Source organism: Enterovirga sp. (assembly GCF_028290205.1).
Classification (GTDB): domain Bacteria; phylum Pseudomonadota; class Alphaproteobacteria; order Rhizobiales; family Beijerinckiaceae; genus Enterovirga.
Map to the genome: position 1 here is coordinate 1 of NZ_JAQGKF010000056.1, position 19,782 is coordinate 19,782.

A 19,782-nucleotide genomic window follows, 5' to 3' on the forward strand; every position below is an offset into this window, starting at 1 on the left:
GAGGGCCTCGACGGAGCCATGCGGGCGCTGGTGCGCTGAGGGCGACCGCCGGCGGCCGGGCCCGAGGCCACGGCGCCCCTCCCCGGCCAGGCCTCGGGCCGATGCGCCGACGAGGCCAGGCGGATGGCGGGCAGCCGCGCGGCGGGGCGGCCGGGACCGGCTAGCGGAGGCCGAAGAAGGACAGAATGGCCAGGATGATCACGATGGCTCCGACGAGCCAGATAAGATTGTTCATGGGACGCACTTCCGCTGCTTGATGCGCGGTCCAAACGTGTGGCCGGCGGCGGGGTTCCGGAGAAATCCCCTGTGCGGGTCAGCGCCCGCCCGACACCTTGAGGTTCGCGCCCGAGATGTAGGAGGCGCCGTCCGAGATCAGGAACAGCACCGCCTCGGCGATCTCCTCGGGCGATCCCACCCGGCCCATGGGGATCTGCGGCGCGATCCGGTCCACCCGGCCGGCGTCGCCGGTCGAGCGGGCGTGGATCTCCGTCGCGGTCAGCCCCGGGGACACGGCGTTCACCCGGATGCCGTCTCCCGCGAGCTCCTTGCAGAGGCCGACGGTGAGGGAATCGATCGCGCCCTTGGAGGCCGCGTACCAGACGTATTCGGAGGGCGAGCCGAACTCGGCCGCGACTGAGGAGATGTTGACCAGCGATCCGCCCTGCCCGCCGCTCCGGGTCGACAGGCGACGCGCCGCCTCGCGGGCGACCAGAATGGCGCCCGTCACGTTGATGTCGATCGCCGTCCGGATCACGGCCGCATCGGTGTCGGCGAGCCGTCCGGAGCGGCCCGTGATGCCGGCGTTGTTGACCACGTGGTCGAGGCGGCCGAGCTGGGCCAGGGCGCTGTCGAACAGCGCCACTACATCCTGCTCCTGGGCCATGTCGCCGCCGATTGCCACCGCCCGGGCTCCGGCCTTCTGGCAGGCGGCGACCACCTCCTCGGCCGCCTGCTTCTCCGTGCGGTAATTGACGGCGACGTCGAAGCCGCGGCTGCTGGCGAGGCGTGCGACGGCGGCGCCGATGCCGCGACTTCCCCCCGTGACGAGAACGACCGGCCGGGTGGAGTCCATTTTGCGCTCTCCGTTCAGCCCTGCCGTTCAGGCGTCCGGACGACCAGGCCGTCGAGTTCGGGCCTGACCCTGATCTGGCAGGACAGGCGCGAATTACTCCTCAAATCGGACGCGAAGTCGAGCATGTCGGCTTCCATCGGCTGCGCCGTGCCGACGGCCGATAGCCAGGCCTCGTCCACATAGACATGGCAGGTAGCGCAGGCGCAGGCGCCGCCGCATTCGGCCTCGATGCCCGGCACGTTGTTCTTGACCGCCGCCTCCATCACGGTCGAGCCGGGCGCGGCCTCGACGGTGCGGGCGGTCCCGCCTGTATCGATGAACGTGATCTGAGCCATGATGTCTCCGACGGGAGGCCGCCATTTGGCTGACCCTTTAGGCGACCCGTCGGGGCTTGGCGAGATCGCGGCCCGGGGCCGGATTCAGCCGCTGGCGAGCCGGAGCCGGATGGCGGCACGGACCCCCGCGACGGCGTGAGCGAGAGCGGCCGTGAGGGCCAGGAGTTCGTCCGGCGGAGGTCCGGCCTCGATCAGGCCGGTGATGTCGGCGACCCGCGCCGCCCCGACGGCGCTGGCGGCGCCCCGCAGCGTGTGGGCGGCCTCCGCCCGGGCCTGTGGCTCGGCGTCCCCCGAGATCAGCGGCAGAAGGCGCAGGCACTGCCCCTCGAACAGGGCCAGAAGCTCGCGCGCGAGCGCGAGGTCGCCGGCGGTCTGGCGGTCGAGATGGGCGAGGTCCAGCTCGTCGGGCGGAAGCTGGCAGGCCGGCATGGGCGAGCGGTCCTCGGAACCGCGGCTCCGCGTCGGGCCGCCCAGGAGGATGCGAGCAAAAGTTGACTCGATCGCGACAATTGCGTCCGGATAGTTGCCAACCCGTTAACGACGTTCACAGGTCCGAAGGCCGTTCGGGTTCCCAAGGGTCGGACCCGCACCTAGACTGCCGGATGGTAAATGCGGGTTTACCGACCTGTCGCGGGCCGTCTGAGGAGGCGCCCGCACCGCAGGCCGGTTCCGGCTCCGGCGGGCTTCGGCCGTGTCGGAGCACGGCCACCCGCGCGTTGCGTCATGAGGCGGCTATGGCGACTGAACCGAAGCTCACTCCCACCACCGAAACCGGCATGTCGGCGGTCGAGCAGGCCCTGTTCCAGGGCACCGACGTGGCTGCGGCAGCCGATGCGGCGGGACAGCGCCATCAGGTGGTCGCGCCGCCGGATCGGGCCGCCGTTGCCAATGACGACCGCGAGGAGATCGGCCTGCTGATGCAGGCGCTCCGCGTGCGGCCGTCGCGCGGGGCCTATCTCTGGGCGCTGGTGGCAAGCCTCGGTTGGCTCGGCGCCCTCGCGGCGCTGACCTCCTGGCAGTCCGGCGGCGACATCCAATCCTATCTGGTCGGCCTGTCGCCGCTCCAGGCCGGGAGTGCAGCCGGTGTGGCGCTGGCGCCCGTGGTTCTGTTCCTGATCGCCGCCATGCTGGCCGTCCGGGCGCAGGAGCTGAAGCTCGTCGCCCGAGCCGTGGGCGAGGTCGCCGTGCGGCTCGCCAAGCCCGACGATTTCGCCAGCGAAGGCGTGATGTCGGTGTCCCGCGCCGTGCGGCGCGAGGTCGCCGCGGTCGGCGACGGGCTGGAACGGGCCCTGGCCCGGGCCGGCGAACTCGAGACCATGGTCCGGTCCGAGATCAACACCCTGGAGCGGGCCTTCTCGGACAACGAGAGCCGCATCCGCACGCTGGTCGACGAACTGGTGATCCAGCGCGAGGCCGTGGTCACCAATGCGGACCGCATCCGCGGCGCGATCGCCGGCACCAACGACAACGTCTCGGCCGACCTGGCCGGAGTTGGCGCCCACGTCGTCGACATGATCGAGGCGGCGGGGGCCCGGGTGGGCGCGAGCCTCGACAAGCGCAGCGACGACCTGTCCCGGGCGCTGGACCGGGCGGCCTCGTCGCTGGTGGCCGATCTCGGCCAGCGCGGGGCCGAGCTGGTTGAGCGCCTCAACGCCACCAAGGAGGCGGTCACCCGCGACGTGACGGAGGTCGGCGACAACGTCACCTCGGCCCTCGCCGGCAAGGCGGCCGATGTCACCACGGCCTTCGAGCGGACGGGCGAGATCCTCACCCGCAGCCTGCAGGACGGCGCCACCCGCGTCACCCGGACCCTGGCTGAGACCGGCTCGGAGGTGATCCGGTCCCTCGTGGCGCAGGGCGGCGAGGTCAGGGGTTCGCTGGAGCATGCCGCAAAGGCGCTCGAGGACAGCTTCATCACCCGCGGCAACGAGCTGAACCTGAAGCTCGCCCAGTCCGGGGACGCCATCCATGCCGGGATCGACGCCCGCTCCGACGCCGTGCGGCGTGACCTCGAGCGGTCGGGCCTGGCCATGGCCGAGGAGATCGCCCGGCGCGGCGAAGCCGTCCGTGACAGCATCGAGACCTCCAGTCAGGTGGTCGTCGACAGCCTGCTCGAGCGCAGTGGCCACCTGCGCAACGAGCTCGCCGCGATCGGCACAGGGCTCGTCTCGGAGATCGTGCTGCGGGGCGGCGAGTCGCGGTCCGAGCTCGACCGGATCGGTTCGGCCCTGGTCGCCGGCATCGCCGAGAAGTCGGCTGAGCTGCGGGCCGGCATGACGGCATCCGCGCACGGCTTCGTGGACGGAATCGCGGCCCAGCACGAGGCGGCGCGCGGCAGTTTCGAACAATCCGTCGGCGGCCTTCTCGAGACGCTGACGGTGCGCAGCCGCGAACTGACCGAGGGGCTGGCATCGGCCGGCGCAAGCATTCTGGGCGAACTCAGGACGCAGAGCGAGGATGCCCGCAGCGGGTTGCAGGAAGCCGCGACCCTGGTCGGAGATGCCATCGCGCTGCGCAGCCGCGAGCTGACCGACTCGCTCACGGCGGCCGGAAGCGAGGCCGTCGACCGCATCCGCAGCGAAGGCGAGGACATCCGGGACGGCATCTCCGTCTCCGCCGCGACGGTGGCGCGCGAACTCGGGCTGCGCGGCAGCGCGCTGGAACAGGGTCTCAAGACCTCGGGCGAAAGCCTCGTGTCGGAATTCGACCGGATCGGCCAGACGCTCGGCGAGCGCTTCGAGCAGCTCGGTCGGGCAGGCGGCCAGGAGATCGCCGGGCGCGGCGAGGCCCTGGCAGAGCGGCTGGACGAGACGAGCCGCCGCATCGACGAGAGTGTCCGGGTCCGGGGCGGCGCGCTGGAAAGCGTTCTCGCCGGCTTCGGCGAGCGGCTCAGCCACGCCCTGGAGACCCAGACGGTCGAGGCCCGGACCGTGCTGGCCAGCACCATCGGCCAGGTCGCGGACGACCTCGTGCGCCGGCTGAGCGAGGCCGGCGCCGCGGTTGACCGTCAGGGCCGCCAGGTCGCAGACGACCTCGCCCGGCACACGACGGAGACCAACGACACGCTGGCCGCCACCGGCAAGGACGTCGTCAGAGCCATCGCCACGCAGACGGTGAGGATCAACGAGGTTCTGGCCCGGACGGGCGAAACCGTGACAGGTTCGCTGGAGACGCGCGGCCGCGAACTCAACGAGGCGTTCTCCACCCGCATCGCCGCGCTCCAGGACACGCTGTCGGCGGGCGCCCGCGACCTCGACGACGCCATTTCGGCCCGCACGGCCGCGCTCGGAACCGCCCTCTCGAGCGGCAGCCGCGAGTTCGACGAGACCGTCTCGGCCCGCCTCGCCGGGCTTCAGGAAGTGCTGTCCGTCCAAGGCCGCGAACTCGACCAGACCCTGGTGGCCCGCACCGCCGCGCTCGGCCAGGCGCTCTCGTCCGGCACCCGCGAGATCGACGAAACGGCCTCGGCACGTCTCGCCGCTCTCCAGGACACCCTCTCCACCGTCGGTCGCGACGTCGCGGACACGATTGCGGCCCGCACGGCCGCGCTGGGCGACGCCCTGTCGACCGGCGGACGCGAGTTTGACGACACCGTTCTGGCCCGCCTTGCCACGCTGCAGGACACCTTGGCGTCCCGTGCGCGCGAGCTCGACCAGACCCTGGCCGCCCGCCTCACGGCCTTCGAGGACACGCTGACCCATCGCGGCACGCCGCTCGCCAACCGCTTCGCGGCCGATTCCAAGGCTCTCGCCGAGACGCTCGATGCGCGCCTGGAGGAGTTGAACCGGATCGTCGCCGAAGACGGGCCGCGCCTCGCGACCTCGCTCGCCGAGCGGGCCGACGCGACCCGCACCGCGATCGTGGCCGGGCTCGCCGGGCTCGACCAGCGCACGGCCGAAAGGCTGGCCGAGATCGGCCGCGACATCGAAGCTCTGTCGGCACGACTGGCCGACAGGATCTCGGGCGGCACGACCGCTCTCAACGAGGCCCTGCTCGAGCGGACCCGCGAGATGGCCCGGGTTCTCGCCGAGAACGGGCGCGACATGTCGGAGCGGCTGTCCGGCAACGCCCGCGACGTCTCGGCCGCGATGAAGTCGCATGCCGACCAGATCACGGGCGAGATGGTCGCCCGCACCGCGGACCTCGCGGAGACGCTGTCCGGCAAGACCGGCGAGATCGAGCGCAGCGTGGCCGAGCGGGCCGACGCGATCGCGGCGACGTTGGACGAACGCATCGTGCGCTTCGAAACGCGCGTCGCAGCCCCGCTCGGTGAGCTCGCCGCAACGCTCGAGGAGCGCGGCCGCGCCCTTGATGCCAGCCTCGGCACCCAGGCAACCGGGCTCGTCGCCGCCCTCGAGGAGCATGGTCGCGAGGTCGAACGTGCCATGGGCGAGAACGCCCGCAGCCTGATGGGCAACATCGACAGCCGCAGCCGGGAGCTGGAGCAGACCCTCGCCGAGCGTTCGGAGGCCTTCGGCCGCGCCGTCGATGAGCGTGCGGTCGCGCTGGCGGCCCTGGTCGATCAGCGCAAGGGCGCCCTGACCGAGGAGATCGACGGCGTCGGTCGGGCGATCTTCGGCACGCTTGGCGCCCGCATGACGGATATCGCGGTGCTGTTCGACAAGGGCGGCACCTCGATTTCCGAACTGCTGGACCAGCGCGGGCAGCAGATCGTCGAGCGGATCGACGAGAAGACCTCCGCCGTGACCACGCTGTTCGAGGGCCGCGGCGGCGAGTTCGCGGACCTCGTCTCCCGTCGCGGCGAGGAGATCCTCGGCACCTTCGGCAACCGCGTCTCCGAGCTGATCCAGTTGCTCGACCAGAGCAGCGGCACGCTGGGCACTCTCGTGACCGAACGCGGCCAGGAGATCGCCGACCTGATCCTCGCGCGCGGCCAGGCCGCCACGGGAACGCTCGGCAACCAGACGGCCGAACTGGCGCAGCTCTTCGAGCAGCGCACGGAAAGCCTCGGCCGCCTTCTCGAGCGCGGGTCCGCCGACGTGACGGAGCGGCTCGACCGCGCCGGCCTCGCGGCTTCCGCCAAGATCGAGCAGCAGGCGGCTGCCCTCGAGACGCTTCTCGACGGCCGCAGCTCGCAGCTGGTCTCGGCGATCGACGAGCGCGGCAGCCAAGCCGTGGAGCGCTTCGGCCGCCGCGGCGACGAGCTGCTGGAGCGGCTGGAGCGTCAGGCGGGGTCGACGGGCGAGTTCCTGGACGACCGCATGGCCGCAATCGGCCGCATCCTCGACCAGCGCGGCTCAGGCCTCATCGAAGTCGTGGCCCGGCAAGGCCAGGGCATCACCACGACCCTCGGCAGCCAGATCGCCGAAGTGACGCGGCTGTTCGACAGCGGCACCACGCAGTTCCGCGAACTGATCGAATCGCGCGGGCCGGAACTCAGCGAGGAGCTGAGCCGCCGCGGCGAAACGCTCACCACCACTCTCGACCGGCAGGTCGGTGAGCTCAACCGGCTTCTCGGGGAGCGCGGCAACGCCCTTGTGTCCTCCTTCGCCCGCGAAGGGGACGCGTTCGGGAACCGCGTCGAAGAGCAGGTTGCCGACGTCGCCCGGCGGGTCGAGGCCGGCCGGGCCGCCATCGCGCAACTGCTGATCGCCAGCGAGGCCGGCATCGCGGACGATCTCGCCCGCCACGCCACCTCGGTGACGGCGGAGATCGCCGAGAACGTCGCCGAGTTGACCCGGCTGTTCGACCAGCGCGGCCGCACGGCCGTCCAGGACCTGACCGTTCAGGGCGAGGCCATCGACGCGACGCTCGGCGAGCGCATCGACACCCTGACCCGGCTGATCGAGGCCGGCACCGCGCAGCTCGCCGGCACGCTCGACCGGCGCGGGCGCTCGGCCGTGCAGGAGCTCGCCGCCCAGGGGCAGGCGATCGACGCCACGCTCAGCGACCGAATCGAGAGCGTCACGCGCCTGATCGAGGTCGGTACGGCGCAGCTTGGCGGAACGCTCGACCAGCGCGGCCGCTCCGCCGTCCAGGAGCTCGCCGCGCAGGGCGAGGCGATCGACGCCACGCTCGGAGACCGCATCGAGACCGTGACTCGGCTCATCGAGGCGGGCACGGCACAGCTCGCCGGCACGCTTGATGATCGCGGCCGCTCCGCCGTGCAGGACCTCGCCCGCCAGGGCGACGCGATCGACGCCACGCTCGCCGACCGGATCGAATCCGTGACCCGGCTCATCGAGGCCGGCAGCGCGCAGCTCGCCGGCACGCTCGACGATCGCGGCCGCCTGGCCGTTCAGGAACTCGCCCGTCAGGGCGACGCGGTCGACGCCACGCTTGGCGACCGCATCGAGACCGTGACCCGGCTCATCGAGACCGGCACGGCGCAGCTTGCCGGGACGCTCGACCTGCGGGGCCGCTCGGCGGTCGAGGAACTCGCCCGCCAGGGCGAGGCGATCGATGCCACGCTCGGCGAGCGGATCGAGACCCTCTCGGGGCTGATCGGGACCGGCGCCACACGGCTGGCCGGGGTTCTCGACGACCACGGCCAGGCGGCGGCACGCGAACTGGCCCGGCAGGGCGAGGCGGCCAGTGCCCGGCTCGACGGCCAGATCCAGGTCGTGGCTCGCCTGTTCGAGGCCGGAACGACCGGCTTTGTGGCCGGAATCGAGGAGCGCGGCCGGGCTGCGCTCAGCGAACTGGCGGGCCGCGGGGACGAGATCACGACCACCTTCGGCAGCCAAGTGGACCGGCTCTCGCAGTTGTTCGATGTCGGCTCCGCCCGCTTCACGCGCCTGTTCGAGGAGCGGGGCGGCGGCGTCGTGATGTCCCTCACCCGCCAGGGCGAGGCCATCACGGGCGAAATTGGCACCCGCATGGCCGAGGTCGCCCGCCTGTTCGACACGGGCAGCACGGCCTTTGCGCGGCTCTTCGACGACCGCGGCAACGCCATTGTGCGGAGCATGGACGAGCGCGGTCGCGCGGTCGCGGGCTCGCTCGAGGACGCGATCGGGCGGGTGGAACAGGCTTTCGACACCCGAACCGCCGCCTTTGCCCAGGTCGTGGAGGGCGGCGGCACCAACCTGGCCGACCTCGTGGGACGGCGCGGCCAGGCCGTGATCGCCACCCTCGGCAACCAGATCGCCGAGGTGACCCAGGTTCTGGACCGGCAGACCAGCGCCATCGGCGAGCAGATCGCGGAGGTCGCGCAGGTGCTCGACAGCCGGACCGGCGCCATCGGCGAGCAGGTCACCGCCGCGTCCCGCCTGATGGACGAGCGGGCCACCGCCTTCACCGATCTGCTCGACCGCCGCAGCGCCACGCTCGGCGCCATCCTGGAGCGGCGCAGCGACTCGATCGCGGTCACGCTCGGCAAGCAGATGTCGGACATCTCCTCGATGTTCGACGAGCGGACCCACGGCTTCGCGGCGCTCATGGACGAGCGCACCACCGGTCTGGTGGACCTGCTCCAGCTCCGCAGCTCCGAAGCTGCGGAAACGGTCGGCCTGCGCGGTGCGGCCGTGGCTTCGGCCATCGACGTCAGCGGCCGCAACGCCGCCCAGCTGATCGAGACCCGCGGCGCCGCGGTGGCTTCGGCGCTCGACGCCACCGGCCGGACCACGGCCGAGCTGATCGAGACGAGCGGCGCCTCCGTGATCTCGGCGCTGGATGCCAGCGGACGCGGCGCGGCGGAGTTGCTCGAGACCCGTGGGTCGGCCGTCGTCTCGTCGCTTGACGTGACCGGCCGGGGCGCGGCCGAGCTGATCGAGACCCGCGGGGCGGCGCTGACCGCCGCCATCGAGGCCGGCAGCCGCGAGGCCGCCCGCACCCTCGTGGAACGGGCCAAGGACCTCGCCTCGGTTCTGGACGAGCGCACCGGCGCCTTGCACGACATCGTCGAGACGCGCGGCACGGCCCTGACCGAGGCCATCCAGCGCCACGGCCACTCCGCGGCCGAGATCCTGGCCGAGCGCACCCGCGCTCTGGAAAGCACCTTTGCCGAGCGCACGGCGGCCATTCGGGCCGTGGTCGAGGGCCAGGGTTCCAGCCTGGTCAGCGAAATCGAGCAGCGCGGCGACACGTTGGCGGCGCGGCTCGGCGAGGCGACGGACCGCGTGGTCGGGGTTCTGGACGACCGATCGGAGCGGATCCTCACGGCCCTGCAGCAGCGGATGGTCGAGCTCACCAACGTCTATTCGGGCTCGGTCGAGACGCTGCGCGACGCGGTCGAGGACGGCACCGCGACCGCGATCCGCAGCCTGACCGGCACGCAGGACAGCCTGCGCAACGAGTTCGGCACCATCCTGTCGCGGCTCGAAGACGCCAACCGCCAGCTCGCCGTGGTCTCGTCCGAGGCGAACAGCAACCTCGGCGCGATCGAGGACGGGCTGGCAGGCCGGGTCCACCAGCTCCAGGGCCTCTTGTCGGACGTCTCGTCCGACACGGTGCGGGCCGTGGACCAGCTCTCCGGGCAGGTCGATGCGCTCAAGGACGCCTCCAGCGGCGCGCTGCGGGACGTTTCGGCGCTGGTCGACCAGATGGATGAGCGCGGCCGCAACATCGTCGACGGCACGCGCACGCAACTCGCCTCCCTGGCCGACGCGGCACGCGAACTCGGCGAGGCCGAGACCCGCATGGGCACCACGCTGGCGGAGCGCAGCGAGACCCTCGACGGCCTGCTGTCCCGGGTCGACGAGCGCTCATCGGCGCTGAGCAGCGAAACGCGGAGCTTCGCCGCGTCGCTGGGCGACGCCCTCGCGGCCGCCCAGAGCCGGGCCGTGGAGCTCAGTTCGGCCCTGGCCTCGAGCGCCGAATCCGCCACGGCAGCGCTGGCGCGGCACTACGAGGAGCTGCGGGCCGCCTCCAACGGCGACGCGCGCCGCTCCACGGAAGAGCTGCGGGCCGCCATCGACGACATCACCACCGAGGTGAGCGGCCGGCTCGGCCGCGCCCTCGACGGCTTCCGCGAGGCGGCCGGCGAGTTGCGCGGGATGGCCTCAACCATCCACGACGAGCTCGACCGGACGCGCGAGGAGCTGCAGCGCGGTGTCGCCGGGCTGCCCCAGGAGACGGAGCAGACCACGGCCGAGATGCGGCGGGTCGTGGCCGAGCAGATCAAGGCGCTCGGCGAACTCACCGCCCTCGTGTCCCGCTCCAACCGGTCCGCGGACGTGATCCCGGCCGGGCGCAGCCGTGGCGGCGCCGAACCGGCCCCGGCGGCGGAGTTCCGGCCTGTCGCGGCTCCCACGCCGCGGCCCCGGGGCGCAGCCGAGAGCCGGCTCGCCGAGGTGATCCGGAGCGCCAAGTCGGCCCCCTCGCAGGAGCCCACGCCCGAGCCGATCCGGCCCGAGCCGGCGGTGCTCGAAGCGGCACCCTCGGAGCCGGTGCTGCCGGAGCCCGGGACGGCTCCGGAGCCCGCCCCGGAACCGCGTCGCAGCGTCGGATCCCTGGAGACGATCTCGGGCGAACTCGCCCACATGATCGACGGGGCGCACGCCCTGAGCCTCTGGGACCGCCATCGCCGCGGTGAGCCCGGCGTGTTCAGCCCCGAGCTGTACGAAGCCGGCGGACATCGCGAGCTGTTCGAGGACATCCGGGCCAAGTATCTGGCGGAACCCGGCTTCCGTCGGACGGTGGACCGCTATGTCGAAGAGTTCGAGCGCCTGCTCGAAAGCCTGCCCGGCTATGCCAATGGCGACGAGATGCGGAAGGCCTACCTGTCCTCCGAGACCGGCCGCGTCTTCCTGATCCTCGCCCACACCAGCGGCCGGCTCGACTGACCCGGCCCGCCCTCAGCACGGAGCGATCGGCCACCGGTTGTCCCGGGGGCCGGTCGCCTCCATATCCGGCTCTCGACCGCAATCGGCGGTCTGGATCCAGAATTGTCTGACCGAACTCGCGGCGCCGCCGCCCTGCCCTCCCGCGACGAGATCGCGGCATTTCTGGCCTCGGCGCCCGGCAAGGTCGGCAAGCGTGAGATCGCGCGCGCCTTCGGTCTGCAGGGGGACGACCGCACGGAGCTGAAGCGTCTTCTGCGCGAGATGGAGGACGAGGGCGTGCTCGCCCGCCGGGGCCGCCGCGTCAGCGCGGCCGCCCAACTGCCGGCGCTGCTTCCGGCCCGCATCATCAGCCGCGACCGCGACGGCGAGCTCGTGGCCGAGCCGGCCGAGTGGGACCCCGCCGGCGGCGAGGCGCCCCGCATCACCATTCTGCCGGGACGGCGCCTTGCCAAGGGGCAGCCTGCGGCCGGTGTCGGCGACCGCGCCCTGGTCCGCATCGTCACTCCGCAGGACGGCACCGGCTACACCGCCCGCATCGTCAAACTGCTGCCCCGGGACGGGGCGGGCACCGCCATCGGCCTGTTCCGCAGCCTTCCGGCCGGCGGCGGCCGCATCGTGGCTGTCGACAAGAAAGCAGCCGGGCGTGAGCTGCAGGTTCGCCCCGGCGACGAGAACGGCGCCCAGGACGGGGACCTCGTCTCCGTCACGGTGAAGCGCTCGGGCGGCTTCGGGCCGACCGGCGCGGCGGTTCGCGAGCGGCTGGGTTCGATCAGTTCGGAAAAGGCGGTCAGCCTGATCGCGATCTACGCGCACGGGCTGCCGCACGTCTTCTCGCCGGCCGCTCTCGCCGAGGCCGAAGCGGCCAAGCCCGCGACCCTGCAGGGGCGCGAGGATTGGCGCGAGCTGCCGCTGGTCACCATCGACCCGCCGGACGCCAAGGATCACGACGACGCCGTACACGCGGTGGCCGACGAGGATCCGGGCAATCCGGGCGGGCACCTCGTCACGGTCGCGATCGCCGACGTCGCCGCCTATATCCGGCCGGGCTCTGCCCTCGACCGGGAGGCCCTGGAGCGCGGCAACTCGGTGTATTTCCCGGACCGCGTCGTGCCGATGCTGCCGGAGCGGATTTCCAACGACCTGTGCTCGCTCCGGGCCGGCGAGATGCGCCCCGCCCTCGCCGTGCGGATGCGTTTCGACGCCAACGGCCGCAAGCTGCGACACAGCTTCCACCGCATCGCGATGCGGTCGGCTGCGAAGCTGTCCTACGGGCAGGCCCAGGTCGCGATCGACGGCCAGCCGGACGACACCACCGGGCCGTTGCTGGAGCCGGTGCTGAAGCCGCTCTGGGCCGCCTATGCGGCCTTGGCCAAGGCCCGGGATGCCCGCGGGCCGCTCGCGCTGGATCTGCCCGAGCGGAAAATCCTGCTCAAGCCGGACGGCACGGTGGACCGTGTCACCGTGCCGGTTCGGCTGGACGCCCACAGGCTGATCGAGGAGTTCATGATCGCGGCCAACGTGGCCGCCGCCGAGACGCTGGAAAAGGCGAAGTCGCCGCTGATCTACCGCGTCCACGGCGAGCCCTCGCTGGAGAAGCTGCGCACACTCGGTGAGGTTTTGGCCTCTGTCGGCATCAAGGCGCCGAAATCCGGGGCCCTCCGGCCGGCCGCCTTTAACGGCATTCTCCGGCAGGTGCAGGGCTCCCCGCACGAGAGCTTCATCAACGAGGTGGTGCTCCGCTCACAGGCGCAGGCGGTCTACGCGGCCGAGAACGAGGGCCATTTCGGCCTCAACCTGCGCCGCTACGCGCATTTCACCTCTCCGATCCGCCGCTACGCGGACCTCGTGGTCCACCGCGCCCTGATCCGGGCCTCGGGCCTGGGCTCGGACGGCCTGCCGGACAGCAGCACGCCGGAAACGCTGACCCGCGTCTCGGAGCTGATCTCGCTGGCCGAGCGCCGCGCCATGGTGGCCGAGCGGGAGACGGTCGACCGCCTCATCGCCCACCACTTGGCCGACCAGGTCGGCGCGACCTTCTCGGGCCGGGTCTCGGGCGTGACCCGGGCCGGCCTGTTCGTGAAGCTCGCCGAGACGGGGGCGGACGGTTTCGTGCCGGCTGCTACGATCGGGGCTGATTACTACCGGCACGACGAGGGCCGGCACGCGCTGGTCGGCGAACGGACGGGCGAAACGTTCCGGCTCGGCGACACGGTCGAGGTGAAGCTCGTGGAAGCCGCCCCAGTGGCAGGCGCGCTGCGATTCGAGATCCTGACCGAGGGTGCGCGCAGCCCGGCCAGGCCGCGCTCCGGCCGGGGTTCGGGCCCGCGCGGCCGGCCGGCTGCTGCCCGGCCCAAGGGGCAGGCCAAGGGACGCAAACGCGGATGAGCACGGTCTCGGCGAGCGGTTCGCATCCTCCCCGCCAGGAGCCCGGCACGCTGGAATCGACATGGCGGGCGCTGCGCGGACGCTGTCCCGCCTGCGGCGAGGGCCATCTGTTCGGGCGCTTCCTGAAGGTCGCCCCGCACTGCACCGATTGCGGGCAGCCGTTCCACCATCACCGGGCCGACGATTTCCCGCCCTACATCGTGATGTTCGTGGTGGGTCACCTCCTCGGCTACGGCATCTATGTCGCCGAGACCCGGTTCGAGGAGGTGCCGCTGTGGCTCCATGCCATGCTGTGGCCGAGCCTTGCGGTGGGGCTGTGCCTGGCGCTACTCCAGCCCGTCAAAGGGGCGGTGATCGGATGGCAATACGGGCTCGGAATGCACGGATTCGCACGGGCGTCCGGGTCGCGCGTCGATGAGCGACGAACGGGCGGAGAGGTTGCGGCAGAGCTTCGCCTCGGCCGACCGGAAACGGCAGTGGCCGAACCAGCGACCCCGGGACGCCGCGACGCTGATCATCCTCGACCGCTCGGGTAGCGCTCCGACGGTGCTGATGGGCCGGCGCCATGACGGCCACCGGTTCATGCCAGGCAAGTTCGTGTTTCCCGGCGGGCGCTTTGAGCCCTCCGACCGGCGCATGCCATCGGCCACAGAATTGCGCCCCGAAACCGCCGCTCGGCTGACTGCCCAGACACCGCAGAGCTCGTGCAGCCGCGGCCGTGCCCTCGCCCTGACGGCCATCCGCGAGACCTATGAGGAAACCGGGCTGCTGATCGGCCGCCCTGCCCCGGAGGCCGCCCGCGCGCGCGCCGCGCCGGCCTGGCAGCCTTTCCTCGATGCCGGCCTGCTGCCGGATCTCGCCCCCGTGACCTTTCTCGGGCGGGCCGTCACGCCTCCGCGCCGGCCCAAGCGGTTCGACACGCGCTTCTTCGTGGTGGAGCGCGACAGCATCTCCCGCGAGGAACCGGGATTCGTCGGCCCCGACAAGGAGCTCGTCGAACTCGTCTGGGTCGAGTTGCAGGCGGCCCAGCAGCTCGACCTGCCGCGCATCACCTCGATCATGCTGCAGGAGCTGGAACACCGGATCGACCACGGCCTGGCCGATGAGGTCCCGGCGCCTTTCTATCTCCAGAAGCGGGGCCGCTTCGTGCGCGAGCTCCTGTGAGGCCCAAGCGCGACAGCCCGCAACCTTGACGATCGCGGCGGTTTCAGCGAGGACACGACCAGGATTCACGCTGGCGAACCCGCGTTCGCGCCTTCGCGCCGGCCGACCCTTCAGGAGAACATCATGGCCAAGGCTGTCACCATCAAGGTGAAGCTCTTGTCGACTGCCGACACGGGCTACTTCTACGTCACCAAGAAAAACTCCCGCACGATGACGGACAAAATTTCCGCCAGGAAGTACGATCCCGTCGTCCGCAAGCACGTCGAGTTCAAGGAATCCAAGATCAAGTAAGCGACGGTCAGCCAAGCGGTCAGGAGGTGCATCGAGATGGCGTCGTGGGGTGATATCAATGCAGCGCTCAACCGGCTCGTCCGAGAGGGCGTGATCGCAGGCTTCAAGACCAATCGCGGTGAGAAGACTCAGGATTCGGCGCTCCACGTGAACATCACGCCGACCGCCAACGGTGATACGGACCGCATCCGTGACCTGATCATCGGCGTCTTGACCCCGCTCGATGACGAGGTGACGGTCACGGTGGGATCCGAAAGCCCTGTCCAGGCCTGACTTGGCGGCTCGGGAGATCGAGATGAGACGCTGGCTGCTGGCTGCCCCGATCGCGCTGACCGCGCTTGTGGCGGCCTCCCCGTCGGAGGCCGGCCAAAGCTGCACCTCGCACCGCTCTGTCTGCGAGGCGGCCTGCACGCCTGCTCATGTCGCGCGCTACCATTTCGGTGATGTCGACCGCTGCGAAGCGAGCTGCGAGCCGCGGCGCCAGCAATGCCTCCGGACGGGGATCTGGGTCGACCTGGAGCGGCGCTCGACCGGCTGGTGGGAAGCCGCCACCCCCTTCTGAGGAGGTGGTGGCCGGCCGGGAGCGGCGTTGAGGAGGCTGGTGCCACTCCCGAGCCGGCCTAGCCCTCGAAACCCAGGAGATGCGGCGGACCTGAGCATCGTAGGGCGTTCCGTTGCGCATGTCGCGCTGAACACCTGCCCCTACTTACAGATTCCGACCCCGGCCGCACAATAGATCCGGCGGGCCGGCCGCCGTTAAACGCCTGTTTAGGTTAAGAGTGCGGGAGCCTAGGCCGCTTCGGCGACCACGCGGTTCCGGCCTGTATGCTTGGCCCGATACAGGGCCAGATCCGCCCTCTTCAGCATGTCCGCCGGGCCGGCATCTTCGGGCTGCAGCGAGGCGACGCCGATCGACACCGTGACGTCGAGATGCCCATCTCGGCCCCCGAACGGGAACGGTGCCGTTCCGATCCTCACGCGAATGCGCTCGGCCACGAGCCGGGCCTCTTCGAGCGACGCCTCCGGCACCACCACGACGATCTCCTCGCCGCCATATCGGGCCACCAGATCGACCCCGCGGGTCAGCGTCCCGATCCGTTTCGCGAATTCCCGCAGGACCTCGTCACCGACATCGTGCCCATAGGTGTCGTTCACGGCCTTGAAGCGGTCGATGTCGAGCAAAAGCACGGACACGTCCGTGCCGCGCCTGCGCGCCTCGGCAAACAGGTTGGAGAAATGCAGGTCGAGGTAGCGGCGGTTGTGCAGCCCGGTCAGCCCGTCGGTGACGGCCAGTTCCAGCGAGGCCTGGACGCCGTCGCGCAGCCGCTCGGCGTAGCGCTTGCGGCGCACCTGGGTGCGGACGCGGGCGACGAGTTCGTTGCGGTCGATGGGCCGCACCAGGAAGTCGTGCGCGCCGATATCGAGGCCGCGCAGCACGCGCGCCTTCTCGTCCATGTCGGCGAGCAGCACCACCGCGATGTCGCGGGTGCGGTCCAGCGAGCGAAGCTGGCTGCAGAGCCGCAGCCCGTCGAAATCGTGGAGGTCGAGGCTGACCAGCACGACGTCCACATTCTCCTCGGCCGCCCGGAGCAGCGCCCGGTTCGGGTCGGGTTCGACCTCGACCACGTGGTAATGGCTGAGCGCCGCCTGCAGCCGCTGGTACGAGCTCGGGCGGTCGTCGACCAGGAGGACGCGGCCGTTTTGGCCCGTCTCCGCCGTCGCCGAGGCGAGCGCGTCGCCGAAGCCGAGGCTGCGGTTCACGACGAGGCGCGCCCGGAGTTCGTCCATCACGGCTTTCAGCCGCACCAGGCTCCGCACCCGCGCAAAGAGCGCCACGTCGTCCACAGGCCGGGTCAGAAAGTCGTCGGCGCCGGCATCCAGACCGCGCACGCGGTCGCTGGGCTGATCGAGCGCCGTCACCATTACGACCGGCAGATGCGTGGTGGAGGGGGAGGATTTCAACCGACGGCAGAGTTCGAACCCGTCCATGCCCGGCATCATCACGTCGGACAGGACGATGTCGCAGCCGCCCCGCTCGCAGATGCCGATCGCGTCAGGCCCGTTGCTGGCCGTGACCACGTCGAAATACTCGGCCGTCAGCTTCGTTTCGAGCAGCTTCACGTTGGCGGACAGATCGTCCACCACAAGCACACGCGCCGGCATCAGAGATCTCCGTGGCGGCCTACTGCAGGTAGGTGCGAACCGTTTCCAAGAACTTCGCGACCGAGATCGGCTTGGAGAGATACGCCTCGCAGCCCCCCTCGCGGATGCGCTCCTCGTCGCCCTTCATGGCGAATGCCGTCACGGCAATCACCGGGATGCTCTTCAGCTCGTCGTCCTCCTTGAGCCAGCGAGTGACGTCGAGGCCGGAGACCTCTGGCAGTTGGATGTCCATGATGATGAGGTCCGGCCGCTTCGAGCGCGCAAGCTCGATCGCCTCGATGCCGTTGCCCGTCTTCAGGGTCGCGTAGCCGTGGGCCTCGAGGAGGTCGCCGAACAGCTTCATGTTGAGCTCGTTGTCCTCGACAATGAGCACGGTCTTGGTCATCAGGGTTGTCCTGGTCGTCCGGCGATCCCGGGCTGAAAGCACGCGATGTCGATCCTGCCAGCGAGACTAGCGAGGACACCTTGATGAAAGGAGAATCGCTGCGGTCCCGGCGGCGCCTGCCCTCGAGCCGCACAGAGGCAGAGGGGGTGGCGGTGGCGATGCTGAACGCGATGGCCTCGTCGCCCGAGCGCCTGGGGCCCTTTCTGGCAGCGAGCGGCCTCGACCCGTCCTCGATCCGCAGGGCGGCGGCTGCACCGGGCTTCCTGGTCGCGGTGCTGGATCATGTCGCGGGCGACGAGCCGTTGCTTCTCGACCTCGCAGGCGAACTCGACATCCCTCCCGACAGCGTCATGGCGGCCCGCCGGGTGCTGTCCCCCGAATTCGAGGAGGGCGCCTGAGCCGGCAGGGTCGGGATGGCACGGTCAGCGCGGACACCCGCTCGCGTCGGACAACAGGTCCAGCCGCACCATCTCGCCCCGCAGCACGAAGCTGCCGTAATCGAGCTTCAGGGCGCGGCTGACACCGTTCTCGTAGAGTTCGAAGGACAGCACGTAAGCCGGAAGAACGTCGCCACGGCCCTGCTCGAAATAGCTGAGCGTCACGGGCCAGCGCGTCAGCTTGGCGAGGCCGCTCGCCAGGGCCGCCGGTTCCAGGTTGCGGGCCGGGCCCGGCGCGATCGGCGCCCCGATCACAGCCAAGGTGTTGTACACCTTGCGGCCGTCATCAGCGCCGTCGAACACCTTCATGGAGTGGAGCCGGCGCCCGTCCTGCCCCGCCTGGATCAGCTCGCGAATCTGGGCGTTGGGGAACACCACCTCGCCGGGCAGGGCCACCGTCTGGCGCTTCGGGCTGCGCAAGCGGATGTGCAGGCCCTCTGGCCTGCGCTCCGCGTCGCCCTGGACGGAGGTCTTGGCGCTGCCGGAGGTGGTGTCGCTCCTGAACCGGAACAGCCGCCCGTCGCCGCTCTCGTGGCTGGCGGTGCGCAAATCCGACAGCTTCGACCCGGGCTCCGCCCCCTCGACCACCGTAACCTGCCGGAAGGTGAGGCTGTAGCCCTGGCAGGCATTGCCCGTGAGATCGAATGCGATTCGGCCGCGCGCGCTCTCCACGCCCCGCATGCCCTGGCTGGACAGCAATGACAGGTCGTACACGACCCGGTGCGGCGCCAGGCGGATCGATGCAGCGGCGGCCGTCGGGGCCGCTCCCGCAGCCGGCGCGGCGAGAAGCGCGGCGGCGAAGGCCTGCCAGATCAGGGCGCGTGGTCGCATCGGAACTCCGGCTAGATTCGGGAGCTTAGCACTCCGTCGACGCATCGCAACGACGGCCCGCGACGACGGCGCAGCCGCCCAGGAGGGGAACCAAGGATTCAATCCGGCAGTTGTCGCCCCACAGTCAGGATAGGAGTGCAAGATGCCGAAAGGTCATCTCGGGTCCACCAGGGGCTTCGCGGCGATGGATGAGGATCGGCAGCGCGAAATCGCCAGCAAAGGGGGACGGAGCGTCCCGGCCGAAAAGCGGTCGTTCTCGCAGGATCGCGGGCTGGCCTCGGAGGCAGGTCGGAAGGGCGGCCAGGCTTCCGGCTCGCCCCGGCACAGTTCGGATGACCTGTAGCGTGTCCGTCCGCGCATAAAGAATCGGGCGGGAGCTGGAAACTTTCCATGTTGTCGTCCGTTGATCGAACAACCGGCCTCGCTTTGCCCCCATCGGCCGGCACCTTTTGGGCGTGATCGCTAACCCGGTCACGCCCTTTTTGTGCCCGGAGACCGGCGCCCGGCGGGGCGGGGCGGCGGGCGTCGGGCGTGATCGAGCCCCGGCCGGCGGCGGCCTGGCTGCGGTCAGGTGACGCAGCGGGCGATCTGCTGGGCGGCCGCGGAGCGCACCAGCCCGCTCACCACACGCTCGCACCCGACCGGCACGCGGACGCGGGGCAGAGCCCGATGGGTCGGAGCGGCGGGCACATCGGCGGCTGGGCGGGCGGGCGCTCGTGCGGCGGCGTGCAACGGCCCGAGCGGAATCACGCCGAGCGGGGCCACGGCTTCCGCGGCGGGCGTCGTTGGTTCAGCCCGGGCCGACGCGGCGAAAAAGCTCTTGGCGGGATCCGCAGCACCGGGAAGCGGAACGGCGAGATGAGCGAGAGCTGCGGCTGTGAGCGCGAGGCAGCTCAACGTCGAAACATCGCGGACCATGTGGTCCTCCGCACCTATCGGCGGAGGACCAACTACGGCCGAGCTTCGAGGTTCCTTG

At 71.0% G+C, this 19,782-nt stretch carries 15 protein-coding genes; 9 read left to right on the forward strand and 6 right to left on the reverse strand.

All coding sequences use genetic code 11. The features are described 5' to 3' along the window. Positions 1 to 313 precede the first annotated feature (313 nt). From JWR86_RS03880 to JWR86_RS03890, 3 genes are all read right to left on the reverse strand, one after another. Positions 314 to 1,072: a glucose 1-dehydrogenase gene (locus tag JWR86_RS03880; RefSeq protein ID WP_299561012.1), complete on the reverse strand. Its 759-nt coding sequence runs from the start codon at positions 1,070 to 1,072 to the stop codon at positions 314 to 316. Positions 1,073 to 1,086: 14 nt separating this feature from the next. Continuing rightward, entirely contained in the window at positions 1,087 to 1,407 is a 321-nt protein-coding gene (locus JWR86_RS03885; RefSeq protein WP_299561015.1) for a 2Fe-2S iron-sulfur cluster-binding protein, read from the reverse strand. 84 nt (positions 1,408 to 1,491) lie between these two features. Continuing rightward, positions 1,492 to 1,836, reverse strand: a complete 345-nt coding sequence (locus tag JWR86_RS03890; protein WP_299561018.1) for an Hpt domain-containing protein — start codon at positions 1,834 to 1,836, stop codon at positions 1,492 to 1,494. Between the two features lie 305 nt (positions 1,837 to 2,141). Here JWR86_RS03890 and JWR86_RS03895 point away from each other — a divergent pair, with 305 nt between their 5' ends. The 7 genes from JWR86_RS03895 (at position 2,142) to JWR86_RS03925 (ending at position 15,552) form a co-directional block, all read left to right on the forward strand. Further along, positions 2,142 to 11,150, forward strand: a complete 9,009-nt coding sequence (locus tag JWR86_RS03895) for a hypothetical protein (protein WP_299561020.1) — start codon at positions 2,142 to 2,144, stop codon at positions 11,148 to 11,150. Positions 11,151 to 11,252: 102 nt separating this feature from the next. After that, entirely contained in the window at positions 11,253 to 13,535 is a 2,283-nt protein-coding gene (gene rnr / locus JWR86_RS03900) for a ribonuclease R (RefSeq protein WP_299561022.1), read from the forward strand. Beyond that, complete coding sequence (locus JWR86_RS03905; protein ID WP_299561025.1) at positions 13,532 to 14,071, forward strand: DUF983 domain-containing protein; 540 nt, start codon at positions 13,532 to 13,534, stop codon at positions 14,069 to 14,071. The genes rnr and JWR86_RS03905 overlap by 4 nt, the downstream gene beginning before the upstream one ends. A 16-nt stretch (positions 14,072 to 14,087) precedes the next feature. After that, positions 14,088 to 14,699: an NUDIX hydrolase gene (locus JWR86_RS03910; RefSeq protein ID WP_299561027.1), complete on the forward strand. Its 612-nt coding sequence runs from the start codon at positions 14,088 to 14,090 to the stop codon at positions 14,697 to 14,699. Between the two features lie 123 nt (positions 14,700 to 14,822). Beyond that, the gene (rpmG, locus tag JWR86_RS03915) at positions 14,823 to 14,990 is read left to right on the forward strand and encodes a 50S ribosomal protein L33 (RefSeq protein WP_299561030.1); all 168 of its coding nucleotides are present in this window, start codon (positions 14,823 to 14,825) and stop codon (positions 14,988 to 14,990) included. A gap of 36 nt (positions 14,991 to 15,026) precedes the next feature. After that, positions 15,027 to 15,263 (forward strand): hypothetical protein, encoded by a 237-nt coding sequence (locus JWR86_RS03920; RefSeq protein WP_299561032.1) that lies wholly within the window; start codon positions 15,027 to 15,029, stop codon positions 15,261 to 15,263. 22 nt (positions 15,264 to 15,285) lie between these two features. Next, positions 15,286 to 15,552: a hypothetical protein gene (locus tag JWR86_RS03925; protein ID WP_299561035.1), complete on the forward strand. Its 267-nt coding sequence runs from the start codon at positions 15,286 to 15,288 to the stop codon at positions 15,550 to 15,552. A 227-nt stretch (positions 15,553 to 15,779) separates the two neighbouring features. Here the strand turns inward: JWR86_RS03925 and JWR86_RS03930 are convergent, their stop codons facing one another. Next, a complete protein-coding gene (locus JWR86_RS03930; RefSeq protein ID WP_299561037.1) occupies positions 15,780 to 17,153 on the reverse strand; it encodes a PleD family two-component system response regulator in 1,374 nt (457 codons plus the stop codon). Between the two features lie 19 nt (positions 17,154 to 17,172). After that, positions 17,173 to 17,538, reverse strand: a complete 366-nt coding sequence (locus tag JWR86_RS03935; RefSeq protein ID WP_299561040.1) for a response regulator — start codon at positions 17,536 to 17,538, stop codon at positions 17,173 to 17,175. Between the two features lie 83 nt (positions 17,539 to 17,621). On the opposite strand from JWR86_RS03935, the gene JWR86_RS03940 reads away from it, so the two are divergent. Beyond that, positions 17,622 to 17,936, forward strand: coding sequence for a DUF3572 domain-containing protein (locus JWR86_RS03940; RefSeq protein WP_299561042.1), 315 nt, complete (start codon positions 17,622 to 17,624; stop codon positions 17,934 to 17,936). 24 nt (positions 17,937 to 17,960) lie between these two features. On the opposite strand, the gene JWR86_RS03945 is transcribed toward JWR86_RS03940, so the two are convergent. Then, complete coding sequence (locus JWR86_RS03945; protein WP_299561045.1) at positions 17,961 to 18,806, reverse strand: cell envelope integrity EipB family protein; 846 nt, start codon at positions 18,804 to 18,806, stop codon at positions 17,961 to 17,963. Positions 18,807 to 18,948: 142 nt separating this feature from the next. Here JWR86_RS03945 and JWR86_RS03950 point away from each other — a divergent pair, with 142 nt between their 5' ends. After that, the gene (locus JWR86_RS03950; RefSeq protein WP_299561047.1) at positions 18,949 to 19,149 is read left to right on the forward strand and encodes a general stress protein; all 201 of its coding nucleotides are present in this window, start codon (positions 18,949 to 18,951) and stop codon (positions 19,147 to 19,149) included. The last annotated feature ends 633 nt before the right edge of the window (positions 19,150 to 19,782 follow it).

What these genes read in the sequence shown, in the direction of transcription:
- JWR86_RS03880 (WP_299561012.1), bottom strand. Translation starts at nt 1,072, where the DNA reads ATGGACTCCACCCGGCCGGTCGTTCTCGTCACGGGGGGAAGTCGCGGC.
- JWR86_RS03885 (WP_299561015.1), bottom strand. Translation starts at nt 1,407, where the DNA reads ATGGCTCAGATCACGTTCATCGATACAGGCGGGACCGCCCGCACCGTC.
- JWR86_RS03890 (WP_299561018.1), bottom strand. Translation starts at nt 1,836, where the DNA reads ATGCCGGCCTGCCAGCTTCCGCCCGACGAGCTGGACCTCGCCCATCTC.
- JWR86_RS03895 (WP_299561020.1), top strand. Translation starts at nt 2,142, where the DNA reads ATGGCGACTGAACCGAAGCTCACTCCCACCACCGAAACCGGCATGTCG.
- JWR86_RS03905 (WP_299561025.1), top strand. Translation starts at nt 13,532, where the DNA reads ATGAGCACGGTCTCGGCGAGCGGTTCGCATCCTCCCCGCCAGGAGCCC.
- JWR86_RS03910 (WP_299561027.1), top strand. Translation starts at nt 14,088, where the DNA reads ATGGGCCGGCGCCATGACGGCCACCGGTTCATGCCAGGCAAGTTCGTG.
- rpmG (WP_299561030.1), top strand. Translation starts at nt 14,823, where the DNA reads ATGGCCAAGGCTGTCACCATCAAGGTGAAGCTCTTGTCGACTGCCGAC.
- JWR86_RS03920 (WP_299561032.1), top strand. Translation starts at nt 15,027, where the DNA reads ATGGCGTCGTGGGGTGATATCAATGCAGCGCTCAACCGGCTCGTCCGA.
- JWR86_RS03925 (WP_299561035.1), top strand. Translation starts at nt 15,286, where the DNA reads ATGAGACGCTGGCTGCTGGCTGCCCCGATCGCGCTGACCGCGCTTGTG.
- JWR86_RS03930 (WP_299561037.1), bottom strand. Translation starts at nt 17,153, where the DNA reads ATGCCGGCGCGTGTGCTTGTGGTGGACGATCTGTCCGCCAACGTGAAG.
- JWR86_RS03935 (WP_299561040.1), bottom strand. Translation starts at nt 17,538, where the DNA reads ATGACCAAGACCGTGCTCATTGTCGAGGACAACGAGCTCAACATGAAG.
- JWR86_RS03940 (WP_299561042.1), top strand. Translation starts at nt 17,622, where the DNA reads ATGAAAGGAGAATCGCTGCGGTCCCGGCGGCGCCTGCCCTCGAGCCGC.
- JWR86_RS03945 (WP_299561045.1), bottom strand. Translation starts at nt 18,806, where the DNA reads ATGCGACCACGCGCCCTGATCTGGCAGGCCTTCGCCGCCGCGCTTCTC.
- JWR86_RS03950 (WP_299561047.1), top strand. Translation starts at nt 18,949, where the DNA reads ATGCCGAAAGGTCATCTCGGGTCCACCAGGGGCTTCGCGGCGATGGAT.